The organism is Vreelandella zhanjiangensis DSM 21076 (genome assembly GCF_000377665.1).
Classification (GTDB): domain Bacteria; phylum Pseudomonadota; class Gammaproteobacteria; order Pseudomonadales; family Halomonadaceae; genus Vreelandella; species Vreelandella zhanjiangensis.
This window is the reverse complement of the sequence record NZ_KB898653.1, coordinates 105,657-125,008: the sequence shown is the minus strand read 5'-3', so window position 1 is coordinate 125,008 and position 19,352 is coordinate 105,657. Positions and strand designations below refer to the sequence as shown.

19 protein-coding genes are annotated in these 19,352 nt (G+C 56.2%); 8 read left to right on the top strand and 11 right to left on the bottom strand.

Going from position 1 to position 19,352, the window contains the following annotated elements:
- Nucleotides 1–84: 84 nt before the first annotated feature.
- Both ubiA and D467_RS0115645 read right to left on the bottom strand, forming a co-directional pair.
- On the bottom strand, nucleotides 85–975 hold the full coding sequence (gene ubiA / locus D467_RS0115650; protein ID WP_018918479.1) for a 4-hydroxybenzoate octaprenyltransferase: 891 nt from the start codon (nucleotides 973–975) through the stop codon (nucleotides 85–87).
- Nucleotides 976–1,010: 35 nt separating this feature from the next.
- Nucleotides 1,011–1,568: a chorismate--pyruvate lyase family protein gene (locus D467_RS0115645; protein WP_018918478.1), complete on the bottom strand. Its 558-nt coding sequence runs from the start codon at nucleotides 1,566–1,568 to the stop codon at nucleotides 1,011–1,013.
- Nucleotides 1,569–1,654: 86 nt separating this feature from the next.
- On the opposite strand from D467_RS0115645, the gene D467_RS0115640 reads away from it, so the two are divergent.
- The 5 genes from D467_RS0115640 (at nucleotide 1,655) to yccS (ending at nucleotide 7,073) form a co-directional block, all read left to right on the top strand.
- Nucleotides 1,655–2,848 (top strand): NAD(P)/FAD-dependent oxidoreductase, encoded by a 1,194-nt coding sequence (locus D467_RS0115640; protein WP_018918477.1) that lies wholly within the window; start codon nucleotides 1,655–1,657, stop codon nucleotides 2,846–2,848.
- A 105-nt stretch (nucleotides 2,849–2,953) separates the two neighbouring features.
- Complete coding sequence (locus D467_RS0115635; protein WP_018918476.1) at nucleotides 2,954–3,226, top strand: HU family DNA-binding protein; 273 nt, start codon at nucleotides 2,954–2,956, stop codon at nucleotides 3,224–3,226.
- The gene (locus D467_RS0115630; protein ID WP_018918475.1) at nucleotides 3,226–3,582 is read left to right on the top strand and encodes a hypothetical protein; all 357 of its coding nucleotides are present in this window, start codon (nucleotides 3,226–3,228) and stop codon (nucleotides 3,580–3,582) included. The genes D467_RS0115635 and D467_RS0115630 overlap by 1 nt, the downstream gene beginning before the upstream one ends.
- A gap of 170 nt (nucleotides 3,583–3,752) precedes the next feature.
- Nucleotides 3,753–4,760 carry an MDR family NADP-dependent oxidoreductase gene (locus D467_RS19325; RefSeq protein ID WP_018918474.1) on the top strand — a complete coding sequence of 336 codons (1,008 nt, stop codon included), beginning with the start codon at nucleotides 3,753–3,755 and terminating at the stop codon, nucleotides 4,758–4,760.
- Nucleotides 4,761–4,850: 90 nt separating this feature from the next.
- Entirely contained in the window at nucleotides 4,851–7,073 is a 2,223-nt protein-coding gene (gene yccS, locus D467_RS0115620; RefSeq protein ID WP_018918473.1) for a YccS family putative transporter, read from the top strand.
- A 17-nt stretch (nucleotides 7,074–7,090) separates the two neighbouring features.
- Here yccS and recG read toward each other — a convergent pair whose 3' ends face one another.
- Nucleotides 7,091–9,169 carry an ATP-dependent DNA helicase RecG gene (gene recG, locus D467_RS0115615; RefSeq protein ID WP_018918472.1) on the bottom strand — a complete coding sequence of 693 codons (2,079 nt, stop codon included), beginning with the start codon at nucleotides 9,167–9,169 and terminating at the stop codon, nucleotides 7,091–7,093.
- Nucleotides 9,166–10,095, bottom strand: coding sequence for a hydrogen peroxide-inducible genes activator (locus D467_RS0115610; protein ID WP_018918471.1), 930 nt, complete (start codon nucleotides 10,093–10,095; stop codon nucleotides 9,166–9,168). The genes recG and D467_RS0115610 overlap by 4 nt, the downstream gene beginning before the upstream one ends.
- Before the next feature lie 153 nt (nucleotides 10,096–10,248).
- Between D467_RS0115610 and D467_RS0115605 the strand changes: the two genes are divergently transcribed.
- The gene (locus D467_RS0115605; RefSeq protein ID WP_018918470.1) at nucleotides 10,249–11,130 is read left to right on the top strand and encodes an SDR family oxidoreductase; all 882 of its coding nucleotides are present in this window, start codon (nucleotides 10,249–10,251) and stop codon (nucleotides 11,128–11,130) included.
- A gap of 112 nt (nucleotides 11,131–11,242) precedes the next feature.
- Here the strand turns inward: D467_RS0115605 and ridA are convergent, their stop codons facing one another.
- From ridA to gmk, 4 genes are all read right to left on the bottom strand, one after another.
- The gene (gene ridA, locus D467_RS0115600; RefSeq protein ID WP_018918469.1) at nucleotides 11,243–11,632 is read right to left on the bottom strand and encodes a deaminase RidA; all 390 of its coding nucleotides are present in this window, start codon (nucleotides 11,630–11,632) and stop codon (nucleotides 11,243–11,245) included.
- 171 nt (nucleotides 11,633–11,803) lie between these two features.
- Entirely contained in the window at nucleotides 11,804–13,939 is a 2,136-nt protein-coding gene (locus tag D467_RS0115595; protein ID WP_018918468.1) for a RelA/SpoT family protein, read from the bottom strand.
- Between the two features lie 25 nt (nucleotides 13,940–13,964).
- Nucleotides 13,965–14,225 (bottom strand): DNA-directed RNA polymerase subunit omega, encoded by a 261-nt coding sequence (gene rpoZ / locus D467_RS0115590; protein ID WP_018918467.1) that lies wholly within the window; start codon nucleotides 14,223–14,225, stop codon nucleotides 13,965–13,967.
- 107 nt (nucleotides 14,226–14,332) lie between these two features.
- The gene (gene gmk / locus D467_RS0115585; RefSeq protein ID WP_018918466.1) at nucleotides 14,333–14,947 is read right to left on the bottom strand and encodes a guanylate kinase; all 615 of its coding nucleotides are present in this window, start codon (nucleotides 14,945–14,947) and stop codon (nucleotides 14,333–14,335) included.
- A gap of 180 nt (nucleotides 14,948–15,127) precedes the next feature.
- Between gmk and D467_RS0115580 the strand changes: the two genes are divergently transcribed.
- Entirely contained in the window at nucleotides 15,128–15,823 is a 696-nt protein-coding gene (locus D467_RS0115580; RefSeq protein WP_018918465.1) for an extensin-like domain-containing protein, read from the top strand.
- A 76-nt stretch (nucleotides 15,824–15,899) separates the two neighbouring features.
- On the opposite strand, the gene D467_RS0115575 is transcribed toward D467_RS0115580, so the two are convergent.
- Together D467_RS0115575 and D467_RS0115570 are read right to left on the bottom strand one after the other, a co-directional pair.
- Nucleotides 15,900–16,151, bottom strand: coding sequence for a YMGG-like glycine zipper-containing protein (locus D467_RS0115575; protein WP_018918464.1), 252 nt, complete (start codon nucleotides 16,149–16,151; stop codon nucleotides 15,900–15,902).
- A 69-nt stretch (nucleotides 16,152–16,220) separates the two neighbouring features.
- On the bottom strand, nucleotides 16,221–17,423 hold the full coding sequence (locus D467_RS0115570; protein ID WP_018918463.1) for an MFS transporter: 1,203 nt from the start codon (nucleotides 17,421–17,423) through the stop codon (nucleotides 16,221–16,223).
- Between the two features lie 207 nt (nucleotides 17,424–17,630).
- Between D467_RS0115570 and D467_RS0115565 the strand changes: the two genes are divergently transcribed.
- Complete coding sequence (locus D467_RS0115565; protein ID WP_018918462.1) at nucleotides 17,631–18,242, top strand: DNA-3-methyladenine glycosylase family protein; 612 nt, start codon at nucleotides 17,631–17,633, stop codon at nucleotides 18,240–18,242.
- Between the two features lie 11 nt (nucleotides 18,243–18,253).
- Here D467_RS0115565 and D467_RS0115560 read toward each other — a convergent pair whose 3' ends face one another.
- Nucleotides 18,254–19,129 carry a pirin family protein gene (locus D467_RS0115560; protein ID WP_018918461.1) on the bottom strand — a complete coding sequence of 292 codons (876 nt, stop codon included), beginning with the start codon at nucleotides 19,127–19,129 and terminating at the stop codon, nucleotides 18,254–18,256.
- Nucleotides 19,130–19,352: the final 223 nt, after the last annotated feature.

The window sequence follows — 19,352 nt, the reverse complement described above, 5'->3', positions numbered from 1 at the left end:
AAGGAAATTCAATGACATCTCAGTGACAATAACACCATGACTTGATGACACTTCTATGACAAGCATTAATCGCGCTGGGCAGGCTTACCCCACAACCGGCCATTCGCTAAGCGCAATGCCTGCAAAAATGAGCAGCCCAGCCCAGTGGTTATTCAAAAATGCCTGGAAGCACGGGTCACGCTCACGATGGCGAATCAGGCGCTGCTGATGGACAAATGTCGCTGCCATACCGGCAAGTCCCAGCCAGAAAAAGCCGCCTAACCCGACGCGCACGCCGACCCAGGCCAAAAGCGCGAGCGTGGCGATCTGCAACAAGCCAATGATCAGACGATCTGCGTCACCAAAAAGCACTGCCGTTGATTTAATGCCGATTTTCAAATCATCATCACGATCAACCATGGCGTACTGGGTATCGTAGGCCACCGTCCAGAGCACGTTGGCAAAAAACAGCAGCCAGGCATCCAGCGGCACATGTCCTAATACGGCGCCAAACGCCATGGGGATCGCCCAGGAAAAAGCCGCCCCAAGCACCACCTGAGGAAAATGGGTATAGCGCTTCATAAACGGATAGATAAACGCCAATACGACCCCACCCAGCGATAAGAGCACCGTAAACCAGTTGGTGAGCAACACTAAAATAAACGCGACCGCCACTAGGCCGATAAACAGCAGCTGGGCTTCGGTTTCGCTGATACGTCCGGTTGCCAGCGGGCGATTTTTGGTGCGCTTTACGTGGCCATCAAAATGCCGGTCGGCATAATCGTTCACCACACAGCCAGCGGCGCGCATTACATACACACCGGCCACAAAAATAAGCAGTACGTTACGGCCCGGCACACCTTCCGCCGCCACCCAGAGCGCCCATAGAGTCGGCCACATCAATAGCCAGGTACCAATGGGGCGGTCCAGGCGCATCAAGTGTAAAAAATCTGCCAATCGCGCCCACCCGGTTGGCCGCAACAAAGAACGATCCATGCTTACCTCACGAAAAGAAGAGATGCCGAGCAAGCCTACCGCGAAGGCAGGCGAAGATCATCAGCCATAGAGGATAAAAAGTACTCCTGCACGAGCAGTGAAAGCCCGGCATGCTGAAATACGGAACGCCGCCCCCAAAGGCTCTCGGCATCCGTTGGGTAAGCAAAGCGTGGAGCACAGGCGGTGGCCTCAAGCGGGCCGCGGATCAAATCAGGCTGACGAAAGAGCCAGCTACCCAGCGAGCGCTCGCCCAACTGCTCCAGATGCTGCCCCTGTAACTGTGTCAGAGGCGCCACCGAGCGAGCCACTACCCAGGGCGTATCGCTCACGCAAAGTGCCACCTCACGTAGCCAGGCATAATGACGTAACGCGAGCCCCAAGGCCTGTGCCTCGTCTGGCTGGGGCATGGCGACGCCTTGGCGTAAAAGCCGCACACGAAACGGCTTTTCACCCCCTGCTGCCATCAGGCGGGCGGTTAACGAATCGGTAGAAGCCACCCACTGCCACCAAGAAGCACTCATGGCAGGGCGCAGCGCGGCCATGGGCTGCCAAACAGGGAAAGCGTGTGCTTGCCGAAAAGAGGAAGTCGCCACCGAGTGCTCCTTGGCAAAAAAACAGAGTGGGTAGTGTAACATGGTGGTCTTATTAGCTTTTGTTGCACTGACTATTTGGGGATGGCATGCCTGCATCACATACGGTTGACTCCACCACCACCCACGCCGAGCTGATCATTATTGGCACGGGAATGGCAGGCATTGGGCTTGCCCGAGCGTTACGCCGTCTGGGCGATCAGCGCAGCATCACGCTGGTCAGTGCCGACAGCGGCGATGATTACAGCAAACCGCTTCTCTCGACCGGCTTTGCGAAAGGGCTGAAGCCCGACCAGCTGGCTAGGCAGTCAGCCACCGGCCTTGCTGAAGAGCTTAATATCCAGGTCATGGCCTATACCCCGGTAGAGCAGGTATCTGCAGACACCCAAACGCTTAGACTTAGCAATGGACAAACGCTGACCTACGATATCCTGGTGCTTGCCACCGGAGCCGAGCCCCGGGCACCGTTTGCCATTCCAGCAAGCGTGTCCCAGCACTTTTTTGTTATTAACGATCTGGATGACTACCGGCGATTCTACACTGCTCTGCATGAGCGTCCTGCGCGCATTGCCATTATCGGCGCGGGTCTGGTGGGCTGCGAATTCGCCAATGACCTGCACGCAGGCGGCCATCAGATAAGCCTGATTGCGCCGGAAGCCACGCCGCTGCCCAGACTCCTGCCTGAGCCGCTTGGTGTTGCACTGGGCGAAGCCTTTGGCGAAGCAGGTATCCAGTTGGCGCTTGGCCGCACGCTTAAGGATATCGACGTGGGCGAGGGCAGCAGCGTCAGGCTGACACTGGATAATAACGCGGTCATCAACGCTGACATTGTTTTACTGGCCACCGGCCTTGCCCCAAGAACGGGGTTAGCCAAAACGGCAGGGCTTGCCGTCTCTGACCAGGGTATTCAGGTAGACCGCTACCTGCGCACCTCAAATCCGTATATCTATGCCTTGGGAGACGTTGCCTGTATCGACAGCATCAACGCCATGTATGTCCAGCCGCTACAAGCCTGTGCCAAGGCGCTGGCGGCAACGCTTTCCGGCACGCCAACCCCGGTAAGCTTCGGCGCCTGGCCCGTTATCGTTAAAACACCGCTATTGCCGGTGGTGGCCTACCCACCGCTTACCCCACCCGAACGCTGGCGAATTGAGGGCGAAGGGGGCGACATGAGCGCGCTTGGTGAAGATAAAGACGGGAATTTAGTCGGTTTTGCGTTGACAGGGGGCTGCGTGAGACGGAAAGTGGAGCTTTCCAGAGCCGCACCTGCGCTACTGGGCTGATTTTCACCGCGTTCACGACTAGGCTAGATAAGCTAACCCAGCCTGGGTGGCGTTTTTAATAACACCGCTACACTTTATACTTAATTTTAATGAGGGGAATTCCTTATGCGCAAACCTGAACTCGCTGCCGCCATCGCTGAAAGTGCCGATCTCTCCAAAGACAAAGCAGGCCAGGTCCTGAACGTCATTCTGGATGAAATCACCAACAGCGTCGCGAAAGGCGAAGATGTGGCTTTGATTGGTTTTGGTACCTTTACCGTTCGTGAGCGTGCAGCGCGCACCGGTAAAAACCCACAAACGGGCGCTCCTCTACAAATTCCGGCGAGCAAAAACGTGGCATTCAAGCCGGGTAAAGCGCTTAAGGACGCCGTTTCCTAATGAAGCTCAAGCTGACGCTGTGGCTGCTGAGCTTTATGCTCAAACGCGCCCTGCGCCGCAAGCCGCGCTTTCGTGAACAGCTTGAACGAATGCGCGGCCTAGACTGGGGTATTGCCACGGAAGACTTAACCGTCGCCCGTTACTACCGAATGACACCGAAAGGCATCACTTCAGGTAAAGGCTTGCCGGTCGATTTGGATCTTGAGTTACGCTTTCGCGATCAAGACGCCGCGTTACGTATCCTCAGGAAACCAACGCAGCAGGCCTTCCTCGACGGAATGCTCAACGGCGAGGTACGCCTTGTCGGTGACTCCGCCGATATGAACAGGCTGCAAAAGCTGCTGAAGTACTTGTAACGCTACTTCTAGCGGTTACCCGCCACCCTTGGGTGGCGGGCACCTGCTCTCTTTGCCTATCATCTCCCCGTCATAATGTTATGAACACGACTTTTTAAACACGCCTTAAATACGCCTTGGGCTTTTATTCGCGGTAACGTTAACGCTATTAATTTAATGAACGGATAGCCATGACCGCATCTACAAAAACCACCATAGGCTTAAGGCTTGCACTCTTACCTGCGGGAGAGTTGCGCCCTGAGCATATCCAAAAGACATTGATTAGCCTGCCCGACACGCCACAGTTACTGTTAAAACCCCGCTATATCAGCGTTGATCCGTATATGCGTACACGTATGCAGCCAGCCGGGTACGACTATATAGAGCGCTGGGCCGCCGGTAGCCCGTTGTCCGGCTGGACGTTGGCCGAAGTGATTGCCAGCAACGGGCCTTCTTTCAAGCGCGGCGATTTCGTCGTAGGTCACCTTCCCATGCAGGAGATCGTTGCTTCTGACGGGCAGCAGCTGATCCCTGTTCCGGAGGGTAGCGATCCAGAAGCCTACCTGCATCCATTGGGAATGACAGGGTTTACCGCCTGGGTAGGTATGCAACGCTTGGGGCAGCCTACTGCTCAAGATACCGTGCTGGTCAGCGCCGCCGCGGGCGCGGTGGGTTCTATCGCGGCGCAGCTTGCGCAGCGCCAGGGGGCAAACGTCATCGTCACGGCCGGGCGGGCCGACAAGCGCGCCTGGCTGCATGACAGAGGCTTTCAGAGCGTACTCAACCACCGCAGCCCGGATTATATCGAGCAGCTACATGACGCCGCGCCTTTTGGAATTACGCTTAACTTTGAAAATGTCGGGGGGAGCGCCTTCACGGCAGCGATTGACTCAATGGCCACTAACGGACGCATTGTGCTGTGTGGGTTAGTAAGCCAGTATCAGACCCTTAATCCGCGTAAAAGCCCTGATAACTTTGCACAGCTAAGGCAAAAAAACGTCGCGGGTCACCCTTTTGTCGTGCCCGACTACTTGCGTTACTGGGATGCCTTTCAACAATTTATGCGGCCGCTTATCGTTCAAAAACGCCTCGCGTGGAAGCTTGATAAAATTTCCGGCGGACTGGATAGCGTTGCGCCAGCGCTGATTGGTTTACTTAATGGGGATAATTTAGGTAAACGGGTCGTCGAAATGCCTTAGGCGCACGCCAAGATAAGCCACAAGTCATAGCAACGAACCAAGCTTAGCGTTTATACTAAAGTCTAACAGTGACCCACAACAAGAGCATCTATGCCTATTTCACTGCCGCTTCGGCGTCTTTGGACCCTCGATAAGTTTGCTTATAGTCTGCGCGTTTTTATCGCGTTCAGCGCAGCGCTACTGTTTAGCGGCATAATGGGCGATGTAGCGCTGGTTATCCCGCTTTTTTTAGGGATTATCGCCTGCGCCCTTTCCGAAACCGATGACAGCTGGCAGGGCCGCTTACAGGCGCTGCTAGTCACGCTGATATGTTTTACCTCGGCCTCATTTATCGTGCAGTGGCTTTTCCCTTGGCCATGGCTATTTGCGCTAGGGCTGGGAACCTCCACCTTCACTCTGATCATGCTGGGCGCTATCGGGCAGCGGTACGCCACGATTGCCTCCGGCACGCTGATTTTGTCGATCTACTCAATGATCAATATTGAGCAGCACGGCGGCGTGGATGCCGACGTGGCGTCTCGCCAGCTGCTGCTGTTAGCGGGCGCCGCCTGGTACGGGGTTATTTCGGTTATCTGGTGCGCGCTTTTTTCCCGCCAGCCCGTCAAGCAGAGCATGGCCCGAGTCTATAAAGCACTAGGCGAGTTTTTGATACTCAAATCGGCCCTGTTTGAGCCAGTACGCGGCGCCGATGTCGAGGCTCGCCGAGTGGCGTTGGCGCGCCAGAACGGTAAAGTGGTAGATGCACTCAATCAGGCCAAAGAGATGATTTTTCGTCGCCTGGAAGGCCAGCGCGGCAGTCAAAAACTTAACCGCTATCTGCGCATCTACTTTATCGCTCAGGACATTCACGAGCGGGCAAGCTCAACCCACTACCCCTATAGCGCCCTCACCGAAGCGTTTTTCCATCACGATGTGCTGTTTCGCTGTCAGCGGCTTTTGGATCAGCAGGGCCGCGCCTGCCGTCAGTTGGCCAAATCGCTACTGCTTAACCGGCCCTTTGATCACCAGCAGAGCGAACAGGCATTGGCTGACCTGAGAGCTTCCATCGATAATTTGAGTGAACGCGGCAAGCCCGAGTGGCGCGCTCTGCTGCATCCGCTTAACGCACTCGCCAGCAACCTCGCAACGCTTGAAGCGCAGATTGCCAGTGCGCATAACCCGGATACTACCGACGACCGTCGCGATATCGCGCTTTATGACCGCTCGCCTTCCAGCCTGCTGGAAGCGTGGCGGCGAGTACGGATTAATATCACCCTGGGCTCGCCGACCTTTCGTCACGCGGTACGTCTCACGACAGCGCTGATGGTAGGTTACGGCCTGCTGCAATGGCTGGACCCGGAACAGGGCTTCTGGATTCTGCTGACCACTTTGTTTGTTTGTCGGCCTAACTTTGCCACCACGCGGCGCTTTCTTTCTCAGCGCATTCTGGGCACGGTGCTTGGCCTAACGGCGGGTTGGGTATCGATTAGCCTGTTTCCCCAACCCAGTATTCAGAGCATCATCGCGGTGGCGGCGGGCGTTTCTTTCTTTGCCAACCGTGAACGACATTATGTGATCGCCACCGCCTCAATTACATTGCTGGTGCTATGCAGTTTTAACCAGGTAGGCGATGGCTTTAACCTGATCTGGCCACGCCTGTTCGATACCTTGATTGGTTCGCTGATTGCGGGCTTAGCGGTGTTTTTCATCCTGCCCGACTGGCAGGGCCGTCGGCTTTACCGTGAAGCCGCAAAGGCGATTACCAGCCACCGGCTCTACCTGGATGAAATTGTTCATCAGTATGAAGAGGGCAAGCAGGATGATTTGGCTTACCGCCTGGCTCGGCGTAACGCCCATAACGCCGATGCCGCGCTCTCCACGCTGCTGACCAATATGCTCCATGAGCCGGGGCACTACCGTAAACAGGATGCGGATAATGGCCTGCGCTTTCTGGTGCTTTCCAATACGCTGTTGAGCCATCTCTCAGCGCTGGGCGCCCACCGCCATCGTCTGGCGGAAGATGAAGAAGACGCGGCGTCGATGCCTTCTGCCAAGCGTATCAGCGAACTGCTGGGGCAACTGTCCGAGCAGTTGGATAAACGCCAGTTCATCGCCCCGCTGGATGATCAGGCAAGCGAACTACTCGCGCAGCTAAACGAGCAGAGCGTTCACCGTGAAGATGGAGAAGAGAACGCGCTGACACTGTATCGGCCCATTCAAAGCCAGCTACGCCTGATTGCCGAACAGCTGGCGCCTCTGGGCGAAGCGGCCAACCGCTTGACCAGCACGCCAGCCGCTATCGAAGATGCCACCAGCGCTAGTGCCAAGGTGTAAAACTTCACCGCAGGCCGCTACACCTGCCCGTAGCGCCCTGCGGCCTCGCCTAGCCAACGCCGCACCAGTACTGCGGTAATCTGCGGCTCGCTTTGCAGCTCGGAGGCAAGCGCGGTCACGCGCTCCAATAGGTCGGCATCGCGTTCCAGGTCGGCAATCTTCATTTGCGCAAGGCCGGTCTGCCGGGTGCCCAGCACCTCGCCCGGGCCGCGAATCTCCAGATCCTTTTCCGCAATACGAAAACCATCGGTGGTTTCACGCATTACGCTCAGGCGCTCGCGGGAGCTTTTGGAAAGCGGCGGATGATAAAGCAGTACGCAGAAGCTTTCCGTACTTCCCCGGCCGACACGTCCGCGCAGCTGATGCAGTTGGGAAAGTCCCAGACGCTCGGGGTTTTCAATAATCATCAGGCTGGCATTGGGAACATCCACCCCCACTTCAATCACCGTGGTGGCGACCAGCAGATCCAGCTCGCCCTCTTTAAAGGCGGTCATCACTTCAGCTTTTTCACTGGCCTTCATGCGCCCATGAATCAGGCCGATGGCAAGCTCGGGCAGCGCTTGCGTCAATTCCTGGCTGGTGACTTCCGCGGCCTGACACTGCAGCGCTTCGGACTCTTCAATCAGCGTACATACCCAATAAGCCTGGCGGCCATCGCTGCAGGCATTGCGAATCCGCTCGACGACTTCGGGGCGACGCTCATCCGCTACCACCACGGTTTTAACCGGGGTACGCCCTGGCGGAAGCTCATCGATGACCGAAACATCCAGGTCCGCATAGGCGCTCATGGCAAGCGTACGCGGGATGGGTGTAGCGGTCATGATCAGCTGGTGCGGGGTTAGCCCGCCCGCTTCGCCTTTTTCGCGCAGCGCCAAGCGCTGGTGGACACCAAAGCGGTGCTGTTCATCGATAATCGCCAGCCCCAGGCACTGAAAATGCACGTCATCCTGGAACAGCGCGTGGGTGCCGACCACCATGCGCGCACGGCCATCGGCAATCGCGGCCTTGGCGTCCAGGCGGGTTTTGCCCTTCAGTTTGCCTGCAAGCCAAGCGACTTCGATGCCCAGTGGTTCAAACCAGGCTTTAAACGCCCGGTAGTGCTGCTCTGCGAGGATTTCGGTAGGCGCCATGATGGCAGCCTGGCAATTGCCGGAAAGCGCGGCTAGCGCGGCCATAGCGGCCACCACGGTTTTTCCCGACCCCACATCGCCCTGTACCAGGCGCAGCATGGGCGCCGGACGGCTTAAATCCAGGGTAATTTCCTCAAGCACGCGCTGCTGGGCACCCGTTAGGGCAAACGGCAGCTGGGCTAAAAAACGCGCCTGCAGGCCGCGCCCGGAAGGCAGCTCCGGCGCGCCGTCGGCCTGGATACGCAGGCGAACTTCTCGCAGGCTAAGCTGATGCGCTAAAAGCTCTTCCAGCGCTAGGCGGCGCGTGGCGGAATGCTGGCCGCTGGAAAGCTTGTCAATATCCACATCAGGCGGGGGTTGATGCAGTAAATGCAGGCAGGCGTGGAGCCCAGGCAGGTGAAAGCGCTGGCGCAGCGCGTCAGGGATAACATCGGGCAGCGCTTCAGGCGCGCTATCCAGTAAGCCAAGCGCCTGCTGCGTCAATGCCCGCAAGCGGGCTTGGTTCAAGCCTTCAGTGGTGGGGTAGATCGGGGTAAAATACTCATCGACCGGCGTTTCACCTGCCGTATTCAAGCGATACTCGGGGTGATAAATTTCAAGCCCGGTGGCCCCGGCCCGCGCTTCACCAAACGCACGTACCGAAACGCCTGGGCGTAGCTGCTGCTGTTGAGCAGGCGAAAAGTGAAAAAAACGCAGGCTTAAAATACCGCTGCCGTCGCGCAGGCGTATCAACAAACTTCTACGCCGCCCCTTGACGACATCCGAGGCGGTCACCTCACCTTCGATCACGGCTTCCTGGCCGGCGCGTAGCAGGCCGATCGGCGTTAGCCGGGTACGGTCCTGGTAGCGCAGCGGCAGGTGGAAAAGCAGATCACTAACGTGTTCAATGCCCAGCCGCGAAAGCTTGAGCGCTAACGCTTCACCGACGCCTTTGAGCGCAGTAACGGGCCCGTTAAGATCGCTCATGAGTGCGCTTTACCCTTTTGGGCAGGCTGTTGGCACTGGCTGATGGCATCCACTAGGGCGTCGATCGCTTTAGGGCGCGGGAAGCTGGCCCGCCAGGCGATCGCCACCGTCCGTGAAGGGGCTGGGTCGACGAAGGGCCGGCTCTCAAGCATGGCATTTTCATATTGATCGGTTCCTAATGCTGACTGCGGCAATACGGTAATCCCTAGCCGTGACGCCACCATATGGCGAATGGTTTCCAGCGACCCGCCCTCGGCAATCAAGGTGTTATTCGGGTTATTAAGCTTTTGGGTAATCGCCGGACACGCTTCAAGAATCTGGTCCCTAAAGCAGTGGCCTTCACCTAACAGCAGCAGGCGCTCTTCCAGCAACTCCTCTTTACGAATAGCCTCGCGCTCAACCCAGCGATGGTTTGCCGGTATCAATACTTCAAATTGCTCTTCGTAAATAGGCTTGGTCACAATATCGGTTTCAGTAAACGGTAGCGCCACAATAATGACATCCAACTCACCGTTTTTTAGCTTAGCACGTAACGTTCCGGTCATACCTTCTTCAATATACAGCGGCATTTGCGGCGCAATATTGGCAAGTGCGGGAATCAGGTGCGGAAATAAATACGGGCCGATGGTGTAAATAGCCCCGATGCGTAGCGGATTCGAGAGCTGATCTTTACCGGCACTGGCCATTTCATAAATCAACCGGCTTTGCTCCAGCACACGCTGGGCCTGAGCGATGATCTTCTCGCCAAGTGGGGTTACCTGAATCGTGGACTTGGAGCGCTCAAACAGCGGTATATCCAGTTCCTCTTCAAGTTTTTTCACCGCCACAGAAAGCGTTGGCTGCGATACATGGCAGCGTTCAGCCGCACGACCGAAGTGGCGCTCTTGGGCAAGGGTTACGATGTAGCGAAGTTCTGTTAAAGTCATAACGGCGCCAGTGGGCATCCTCTCGTAGCAGCTCGTGACTAACATCATGGCAGTCAGCGGGACGGAAAAGGATAAGCAAACCCTGCTGACGATGTCATATCTCGCAGGGACTTTGTATCCAATAGGGAATTTTTATCAAAAGGAGTGGATAAGGTGAAGCTAACTGTACTGATTATCGGTTGTGGGGATCTTGGCATTACCTTAGGGCGCGAGTTAATTGATGAGGGACATCGCGTCATTGGCGTACGTCGTAAAACAGCGGCATTAAAAGGCACAGGCATTGAGCCCCTGGCGCTTGACCTTAACGAACTTGATGAAACCAACGCATCTGCACTTCCCCAGGCAGACTACGTAATTTATAGCGTAAGCGCTGACCGCTTTGAAGAAAGCGCTTATCAAAGTGCCTACCCAGAAGGCCTGAAGCGGGTGCTGAGCGTGATGGAGCAGCACGAAAAGCCGCCGCGCCGCGTCTTCTTCGTATCGTCGACCAGCGTGTATGGCCAGCAGGAAGGCGAAGAGGTCAACGAAGAGAGCCCCACTGGCCCCACCAGCTTCTCCGGCATGTTGATGTGTGAAGCCGAACAGATGCTGTTTGATCACCCGCTACCCGGCACCGTTGTGCGCTTTTCAGGGATTTATGGCCCAGGCCGCGACCGCTTGATTCATCAGGTAGCGGAAGGCCGTATCGCCGCCGTTACGCCGGTTATCTACTCCAACCGCATTCACCGGGACGACTGTACCGGTATTCTGGCCCACTTGATCCGCATTCAGGAAAGCGGCCAGCCGCTTGCGAATCTGTACCTGGGTAGCGACTGCGAGCCGGTCACCATGCATAACGTGATGGCCTGGATTGGTAAGCAGCTCAAGGTGGAATCTACCGATACCATGCAGTCGCCGCTGCGCCGTCGGGCCAGCAAGCGCTGTGACAACCAGCGTATTCTCGAAACTGGCTACCAGTTTAGCTACCCAAGCTACCGTGAAGGATATGCACAAATACTCAAAGAGGGCGGCTTTTTAAAGCCTCAGAAAGCCTGAACACTACAAGCGCACAGCAGCGTGAAAGATACATAAACGCTGGATAAGTAAACGTTAGATACACACCGGCCAGACGCTAACCATTGCGTCTGGCCGGTTTTTTTACGGCGTATTAATCACCGATAACCATAACGGCTTCGGCTTCTACCTGGCTGCCTTTGGGAAGCGCCTTCACACCCACCGCGGCGCGGGCCGGGAACGGTGTGGAGAAGAACTCTTCCATCACTTTATTGACGATGGCGAAGTTATCCAGATCGACCAGATACAAATTCAGTTTAACCACATCGCTAAGCGATCCCATCGCCTCTTCGCATACCGCTTTCAGGTTGGTAAACACCTGACGCGCCTGCGCTTCAAAATCTTCGGACACCAACTCCATGGTGGTTGGGTCCAGCGGAATCTGACCAGAAAGATAGACCGTATTACCGGCTTTAATGGCCTGCGAGTATGGGCCAATCGCGGCGGGGGCTTTATCGGTATTAATAACGGCTTTGTTGCTCATACGATGTTTTGCTCCTGAGTTCTTAGCATTAGTTTTAACATTAATAGTTATTTAGCGTTAATTATCTAACTAGCTTATTTATATAATATTTTTATTAGAATGTAATGACTTGCCGCCATAGCACGGCATGGCTGATGCGCGATAGCGATTCAGCCAGACAGGATAGCGGCTTTAATTGGTCATACGCGTAATTTTGCTTACATTAGGCAAGTTACGGATACGCTTTATAATGCGCGCCAGATGAACGCGGCCTTTTACAGACAGGGTTAGATTGACCGTAGAGAGACGCGCATCGCGCTCTTCGATACCGATACGCTCAATATTGGCGTCGGCATCGGTGACAAGGCCAGCAAGCTCGGCCACAAGGCCACGGCGGCTTTCAATTTCAATTCGCAGCGCCACCGGGAAGTCTTCATCAATGGTTTCAGACCACTCCAGGGTGAACAGCTTGTCCGGGTCGTTTTTATGCTCAATAAGATTGCGGCACTCGGCGCGGTGAACGACAAGCCCCTTGCCCATGGAGAGATGCCCAAGCACCGGGTCGCCGGGTAGAGGATGGCAACAGCGCGCAAAGTTGATCACCATGCCTTCACCGCCGCTGATCAGCACGGCTTTGCCGCTATCAACCGCGGCAAAGTTAGCATCGTGACGCCCGCCGTGAGCGATATCGACTAATCGTCTGGCCACTACGTGCGCCATACGGTTGCCTAATCCCAGCGACTCTAGAAGCGCATCCTGGGAGGCCACATCCAATTCTTTAAACGCCAGCTTGAGCAGATTCTCATCAAGCTCTTCCAAGCTGGTTTCAAAAGGTGTGAGCGCCTTATTAAGCAATCGACGGCCCAGGGTAATCGCTTCAGTCTGCTGCTGATGCTTCAGGGCATGACGAATGGCCGAGCGCGCCTTGGCGGTGGATACAAAACTCAGCCAGGCAAGGTTAGGGCGTGCGCCGGGCGCGGTAATGATCTCAAGCGTCTGACCGCTTTCCAGGCGCGTTGAAAGCGGCGCCAAGTGACGGTCGATACGACAGGCAATACAGTTATTGCCGATATCGGTATGTACGCTGTAGGCAAAGTCGATCACCGTCGCGCCCTGAGGCAGCTCCATGATGTCGCCCTTGGGGGTAAACACGTAGATATCGTCGGGGAACAGGTCGTTTTTGACGTGTTCGATAAATTCCAACGAGTTACCCGCATGGCGCTGCATTTCCAGAAGCCCTTTTACCCAGGCGCGAGCCCGAGCGTGGCTGCCTTCGGCAATCGGATGGGTCGTTTGTCCTGCTTTATAAAGCCAATGGGCAGCGATGCCGTTATTGGCCATGGCTTCCATTTCGCGGGTGCGGATCTGGACTTCGATCGGCATGCCGCGCGGCCCAAACAGCGTGGTGTGAAGGCTTTGGTAGCCGTTGGCCTTGGGGATGGCAATATAGTCTTTAAAACGTCCCGGTACCGGCTTATACAGGTTATGCACCACGCCCAGGATGCGATAGCAGCTGGCCACGTCCTCGGTAATGATACGAAACCCGAACACGTCCATGATTTCTGCAAACGGCTTACGCTGGTCGCGCATTTTCTTATAGATCGACAGCAGATGCTTTTGCCGTCCCACCACCGTGCCTTGAAGCACTTCGTCATCCAGGCTTTGCTGTAGCGATGCCTGAATTTCACGCATGGCGCTGCGCCGATGGCCACGCGCGTTGGCTACGGCCCGCTTGATGCGCTCTGAGCGCATGGGGTGGATCGCCTGAAAGGAGAGATCTTCAAGCTCGATGCGGATCGTATTAATACCCAGCCGGCCAGCAATACGCGCGTATATCTCCAGCGTTTCACGGGCAATACGGCGTTTTTTATCCGGCCTGAGCGCGCCGAGGGTGCGCATGTTATGCAGCCGGTCGGCAAGCTTGACGATAATGACGCGAATATCCCGCGACATTGCCAACACCATCTTCTGAAAATTTTCCGCTTGAGCCACGGCTTTATCTTCAAAAGTGATTTGAGTCAGCTTGGAAACGCCATCGACAAGCTCCGCCACGGGCTTGCCAAACTGGGCCGCCAGGGCTTTCTTGGAAACGCCGGTATCTTCGATGACATCATGCAGCATGGCCGCCATCAGGCTTTGATGGTCCATGTGCATATTGGCCAGAATATTGGCGACCGCCAGCGGGTGGGTAACGTAGGGCTCGCCTGAACGCCGACGCTGGCCGTCATGGGCCTGCTCGGCGTAGTAAAAGGCGCGTTTGACCTGCTGGATCTCGTCCGAGGGTAAGTAGCCGCCGAGTCGATCGGCCAGGTCATCAATGGTGAACATTTACCGCGCCCCTATCCGTTCAGCCTTAGTCGTCGATCTGAGCGCTGGGCGCCATAGCAGGGCGCGCGCGAACAGGTGCTTCAACCGGCTCGTCGAGTACGGTGTGATCGACAAGACCTGCAGCAATTTCACGCAGCGCCATTACGGTGGGCTTGTCATTTTCCCAGGCCAGTTGGGCATCGCGCGAACCGCGGGCCAGCTGACGAGCACGCTGGGTGGAAATCATCACCAGCTTGAAGCGGTTTTCGACATTTTCCAGACAATCTTCAACAGTTACGCGAGCCATGGGGGCCTTCCTGTAATGACAACGCCGGGCCGACGTTGTTGGATAACGTCACCGACCCAGCGAAAAGTGTGATGATAGGACCTTATAGATTACTCGACGCTAGGCGCTTATGACAAGAGCGCATCGAGTAGCGGGGCGTGCCGCTCGCTGACAGTGGCGAGCGTTAAACGACGGCTGATCACCAATGACTGCAGTTCTTGAAGCGCCGTGGTGAAGTCATCGTTAATCACCAGATAATCATACTCGTTAAAGTGTGACATCTCGCTAACCGCATCGCGCATACGCCGCGCGATTACCGCATGCTCGTCGGTACCGCGACTCGCCAAGCGGCGCTCAAGTTCATCGCGCGACGGAGGCAGAATAAAAATGGATACTGCGTTCGGCATTTGCTCGCGTACCTGCTGCGCGCCCTGCCAGTCGATTTCCAGGATCACATCCTGCCCCGCCTCCAGCAGCGTTTGCGCTGCCTTGCGTGACGTGCCGTAGTAATTATCGAAGACTTTGGCATACTCAAAGAAATCGCCACGCTTAATCATCGCCTCAAAATCCGGCACGTCGATGAAATGGTAATTCACACCATCCACCTCACCCTCACGCTTGGCACGCGTGGTGTGCGATACCGAGACCTGAATGCCATCAAGACTTTCAATCAGCTCACGAACCAAGCTGGTTTTGCCCGCACCTGACGGCGCCGAAACAATAAAAAGCGTACCTTGGGACATTAAGCGCTTCCCTAGTTAGCGAAAAAGAAAACATGGTTTAAAAAAACTTAGTTTAAAAAACACGGCTTAAAAAACATAGTGGGCGAAACAAGTAGCCCAGCAACAAGTTTATAAAGGTGCGCAGTATCGCACACCCACCGCGTGGACTGTAGCGTTTGCGTGAATACACAAGGAGGTTAGATGCGCAGCACGCTGTTTATATTATTGCTGATTGCCGTTGGGGTAGCCGTACAGAAAGGCATTATCGAAATCCCTCGCCACTGGGCGCCGTGGGCTCCTCTCTATGTCGATGACCCAATCACTCCCATTACTCAGCTGAAAATCAAACGTTTAAGCGGTGACAGAGAGGCCTGCCTGGCCGCGCTGGATACCGTGCCCGATGGCGAACTTAGCTATACACCCCTTGCCGATTACGCGCCCACGGCAAGCTGCCCGCTCACCAATGTTGTGCGTATGCAGTCCAGCAGCGTACGGTTTAACCAAAGCTTTGTTGCCACCTGCCCGCTGGCCCTTGCCTGGGTGATGTATGAACGCCATGAGTTACAGCCTGCGGCCCAGGAAATAATGGGCAGCCCTGTTCGCCAGGTTGATCACGTGGGCAGCTTCGCCTGCCGTAATATCTATCACCGAGAAAACGCCCGGCGCAGCGAACACGCGACCGCTGAAGCGCTGGATGTCATCGGCTTTCGATTCGAGAATGGACAGCGCATTACGCTGATCAATAACTGGGATGAGGAAGGAAGCGTTGGAGAATTTTTACGGGCAGCGCGGGATGGGGCTTGCGGCACGTTTGGTAACGTATTGGGGCCTGATTATAACGCCGCGCACGCCGATCATTTTCATATGGGCATGCGCGGCTTCAGGCTATGTCGTTAACATCTATCTCGTTAACATCTATTTCGCTAACGCGGTTGCATACCGGTTGCATCATAGCCGGTGCTGGATATAACGCTTAATCCAGGCTGATATCTTCTCGGTCGGTCGCGGCACCGGTAGCTGCGCCAACGCCGCCGCCGATCACCGCACCCTGACCAATGCTGCCGCCGGTTACCGCCGCAGCCCCGGCGCCTACCGCCGCGCCAACACCTGCGCCGCTGGCCGCACGCTCACCGGTGGTTGTACCGCAGCCTGCTAAGCCTAGCGTTAATGCGGCAATAGCACTGAGGGTCAAAATACGCGATTTTTTCGTCATTTGAGTATGCATGGGGTCACCTCCTTATGGGTTGCACCCTATACACAGTAGAGACGATTAGGCTATTTTGCCACTTTCGCGCTACCGGGCGTGGGCGGCTACCGGCTCAGGGCTACGTTTTTCAAGCCATTTTCCGAAGAAGAAAATAGCCAGTCCACACAGCGCCAGACCAGTGCCAACCGGCCCCGTGCTCGACCAGTCAAAGCCTGCGCTGATCACCAGCCCGGCAAGCCAGGCACCCAAGGCATTAGCACCGTTGAACGCCGCATGGTTAAGCGAAGCCGCCATGGTCTGAGCATTGCCCGCCACATCCATTAACCGGGTTTGCAGTGACGGGGCAAGCGCCATACAGGTGCCCACCAGGCCGACAAACAAGAGCCCTGACCAGACGTAATCGGCGGCAAAGTAGTACCCGCCCTGAATAACGGCGCACCAGATCAGGATGCGCGGAATAGCACGCATCAGGTTCTTGTCAGCCATGCGCCCGCCGACCAGATTACCGATAATCGATCCAATGCCGAAAATCACCAGCACCAGCGGGCCCAGTGCCTCGCTCATGCCCGCCTGTTGCGTCAATGTCGGCATCACGTAGCTGAAAATCGAGAACATGCCGCCACATCCTACGCAGGCAATCGCAACCGTCACCAGCACGCGCTGTTTCACCAGCGCCGACAGCTCACGCAACGGGCTTGCCAGTGCATCGAAGGGTTGTACAGGTACCCATAGCCGAATCAACATAGCTGTCAGCAAGGCAATGACGCCTACACCGACAAAGGCGATCTGCCAGCCAAACTGATTTCCCGCCCAGGTGCCTAGCGGCGCGCCAATCAAGATGGCCGTCGTCAAGCCCAGCATGACCCGTGAAATGGCCCGGGCGCGCTGATCAACCGGCACGGCTCCCGCAGCAACCAGCGCGGCCACACCAAAGTAAGCGCCATGCGGCAGGCCCGCGATAAAGCGCAGCCCCACAAACGACCAGAACCCCGGCGCCATGGCACTGGCAATATTGCCCACGGCAAATACCAGCATCAAAACAATCAGTAACGCCCGCTTGGGCACGCGCGCGGCCAGGGCGGAAATCAGCGGCGCCCCTACCACAACGCCCAGCGCATAGCTGCTGATTGCGTAGCCGACCTGCGGCACACTGACCGCCAGATCACCCGCGACGCGGTTCATCAGCCCCATGATCACAAACTCACTGGTGCCGATACCAAACCCACCTAGCGCCAAGGCGAATTCGGCCAGACGCGGATTGCGCGCCAGCCCCTGGGTCGACTCTTGCATTTTTTCTCCCAACGCACGCCTAGCGTGCTGCTCTTGCTAATGGCTAACAGATAATGATCGCAAGACTAGACGAAAGTATAAATATGTTCAGCAAAATATTAGCAGGCGAATATTTCACTTTAACGAGCTACCCATTGAAGCACGCCCAGGTTTGCAGGCTTAATAAACACCAACGCCTATCGATGTTCTACATAAGGAAGGCCGTTTATGACCCCTGAAACAATCGAACACGCCATGCAGGCGTTAGCCAAGGTTGACCCGGATATCGCCCGCGCCCTTCCGCTGGTGGGTGCGCCTTCACCACGCGTGCGTGACAAAGGCTTTGCGACATTTTTCTCCACCATCGTTAGTCAGCAGCTTTCCACCGAAGCAGCCCGCGCGATTATGGGCCGGGTGAACACCCTGCTGCCCGAGCTGCACGCCAAGGCGGTCATCGACACAGAAGGTCAGGCACTACGCGATGCGGGTCTCTCGTGGCGCAAAATCGAGTACGCCAAGGGGCTTGCAGAAGCAGAACTTGCAGGCACCTTCAGTGCCGACGGGCTTGAGCATCTAAGCGATGAAGAAGTGATTATCACGATTACCCAACTGCGCGGCTTTGGGCGCTGGAGTGCGGAAATCTACCTGATGTTCTCACTCAAACGCCCGGACATCTTCCCCGCCGACGACCTTGCCCTGCGCGTAGCATTAGGCCGCCTAAAGGGCCTTGACGACAAACCCACACCCCAGCAGGCGCGAAAGCTTGTGGAACACTGGGCGCCCTGGCGCAGCGTGGGCTCGCTGTTTTTGTGGCACTACTATCGCGGCGAACCGGTTTAAGGCGAAAGCCACTAAGCGCTCAGCCCACCAAATTTTCCGGCCTGATAGTCCTCGACGGCCTGAACGATCTCATCCCGGGTATTCATCACAAACGGCCCGTGGGAGTAGACCGGCTCGTCGATGACATCACCATGACCAAACAGCAGCTGGGCGTCGCTTGCGGCTTCAATCACAATGCTCTCGCCATCCCGGTCCAGCTCGACCAGTTGGTGAGGCTTGGCAGGCTCACCACTCACCGTAACGTCGCCATTCACGATATACAGAAACACCTGCCGCCCTGAGGCAACGGGCAACTGCTCGCGCGACCCGGCAGGCAGCTTAAGTGTCGACATAAACACGTTGGTTAACGACTCGATAGGGCCGCGCGTATCGCCCCACTCCCCGGCGATCAGGTTTAGCTCAGCGCCGCTCGGCAGCGTAATCGCCGGGATTGAATCCTGCTGTAAGCCCACATAGCGCGGCTCGCTCATTTTCAGGCGCGCGGGCAGATTGATCCACAGCTGCAGAATTTCCAGCGGGCCACCGTCACGTAAAAACTCAGGCGGCGAAATTTCCGCATGCACGATACCGCTGCCCGCGGTCATCCACTGCACGCCGCCTTTATGAATCACGCTCTGGTGCTTAGCGCTATCAGCATGAGCAAGCGAGCCTTCCAGAATAAACGTCACCGTCTCGAAGCCGCGGTGTGGGTGCGGACCAAACGGCAAGCCTTGATTGTTGGCCGGGTAAACCTGCGGGCCGTGATGATTCAGAAACAGAAAAGGATCAAGCTGCTCAAGCTGACGCGCAGGCAGGGGCCGCCGAGTGGTTAAATCACCGATATCATCACGGTGGGCCGGGTGCAGCGCTATAACGCGGCGAACTGAGCTTACGGATAAGTCCGACATAAAATACTCCTTAACGATTACCTTTAGCTTAAAACCTAAGCCAAAGGATGAGGAGCGAATAGTTTTCTTTGGATCGTTCTAGGAAATTGATGGGTGCGTATCTACGTATCGGCTAATGCTTAACGGCTGATGTCTTCTTCAAGCGGTCAGTTTAGCGGCGGCTTACGCTTATATTTTCACAGGTAAAATTTGCTATTGTTGAGGCCGACCTAGTTGCCATCTT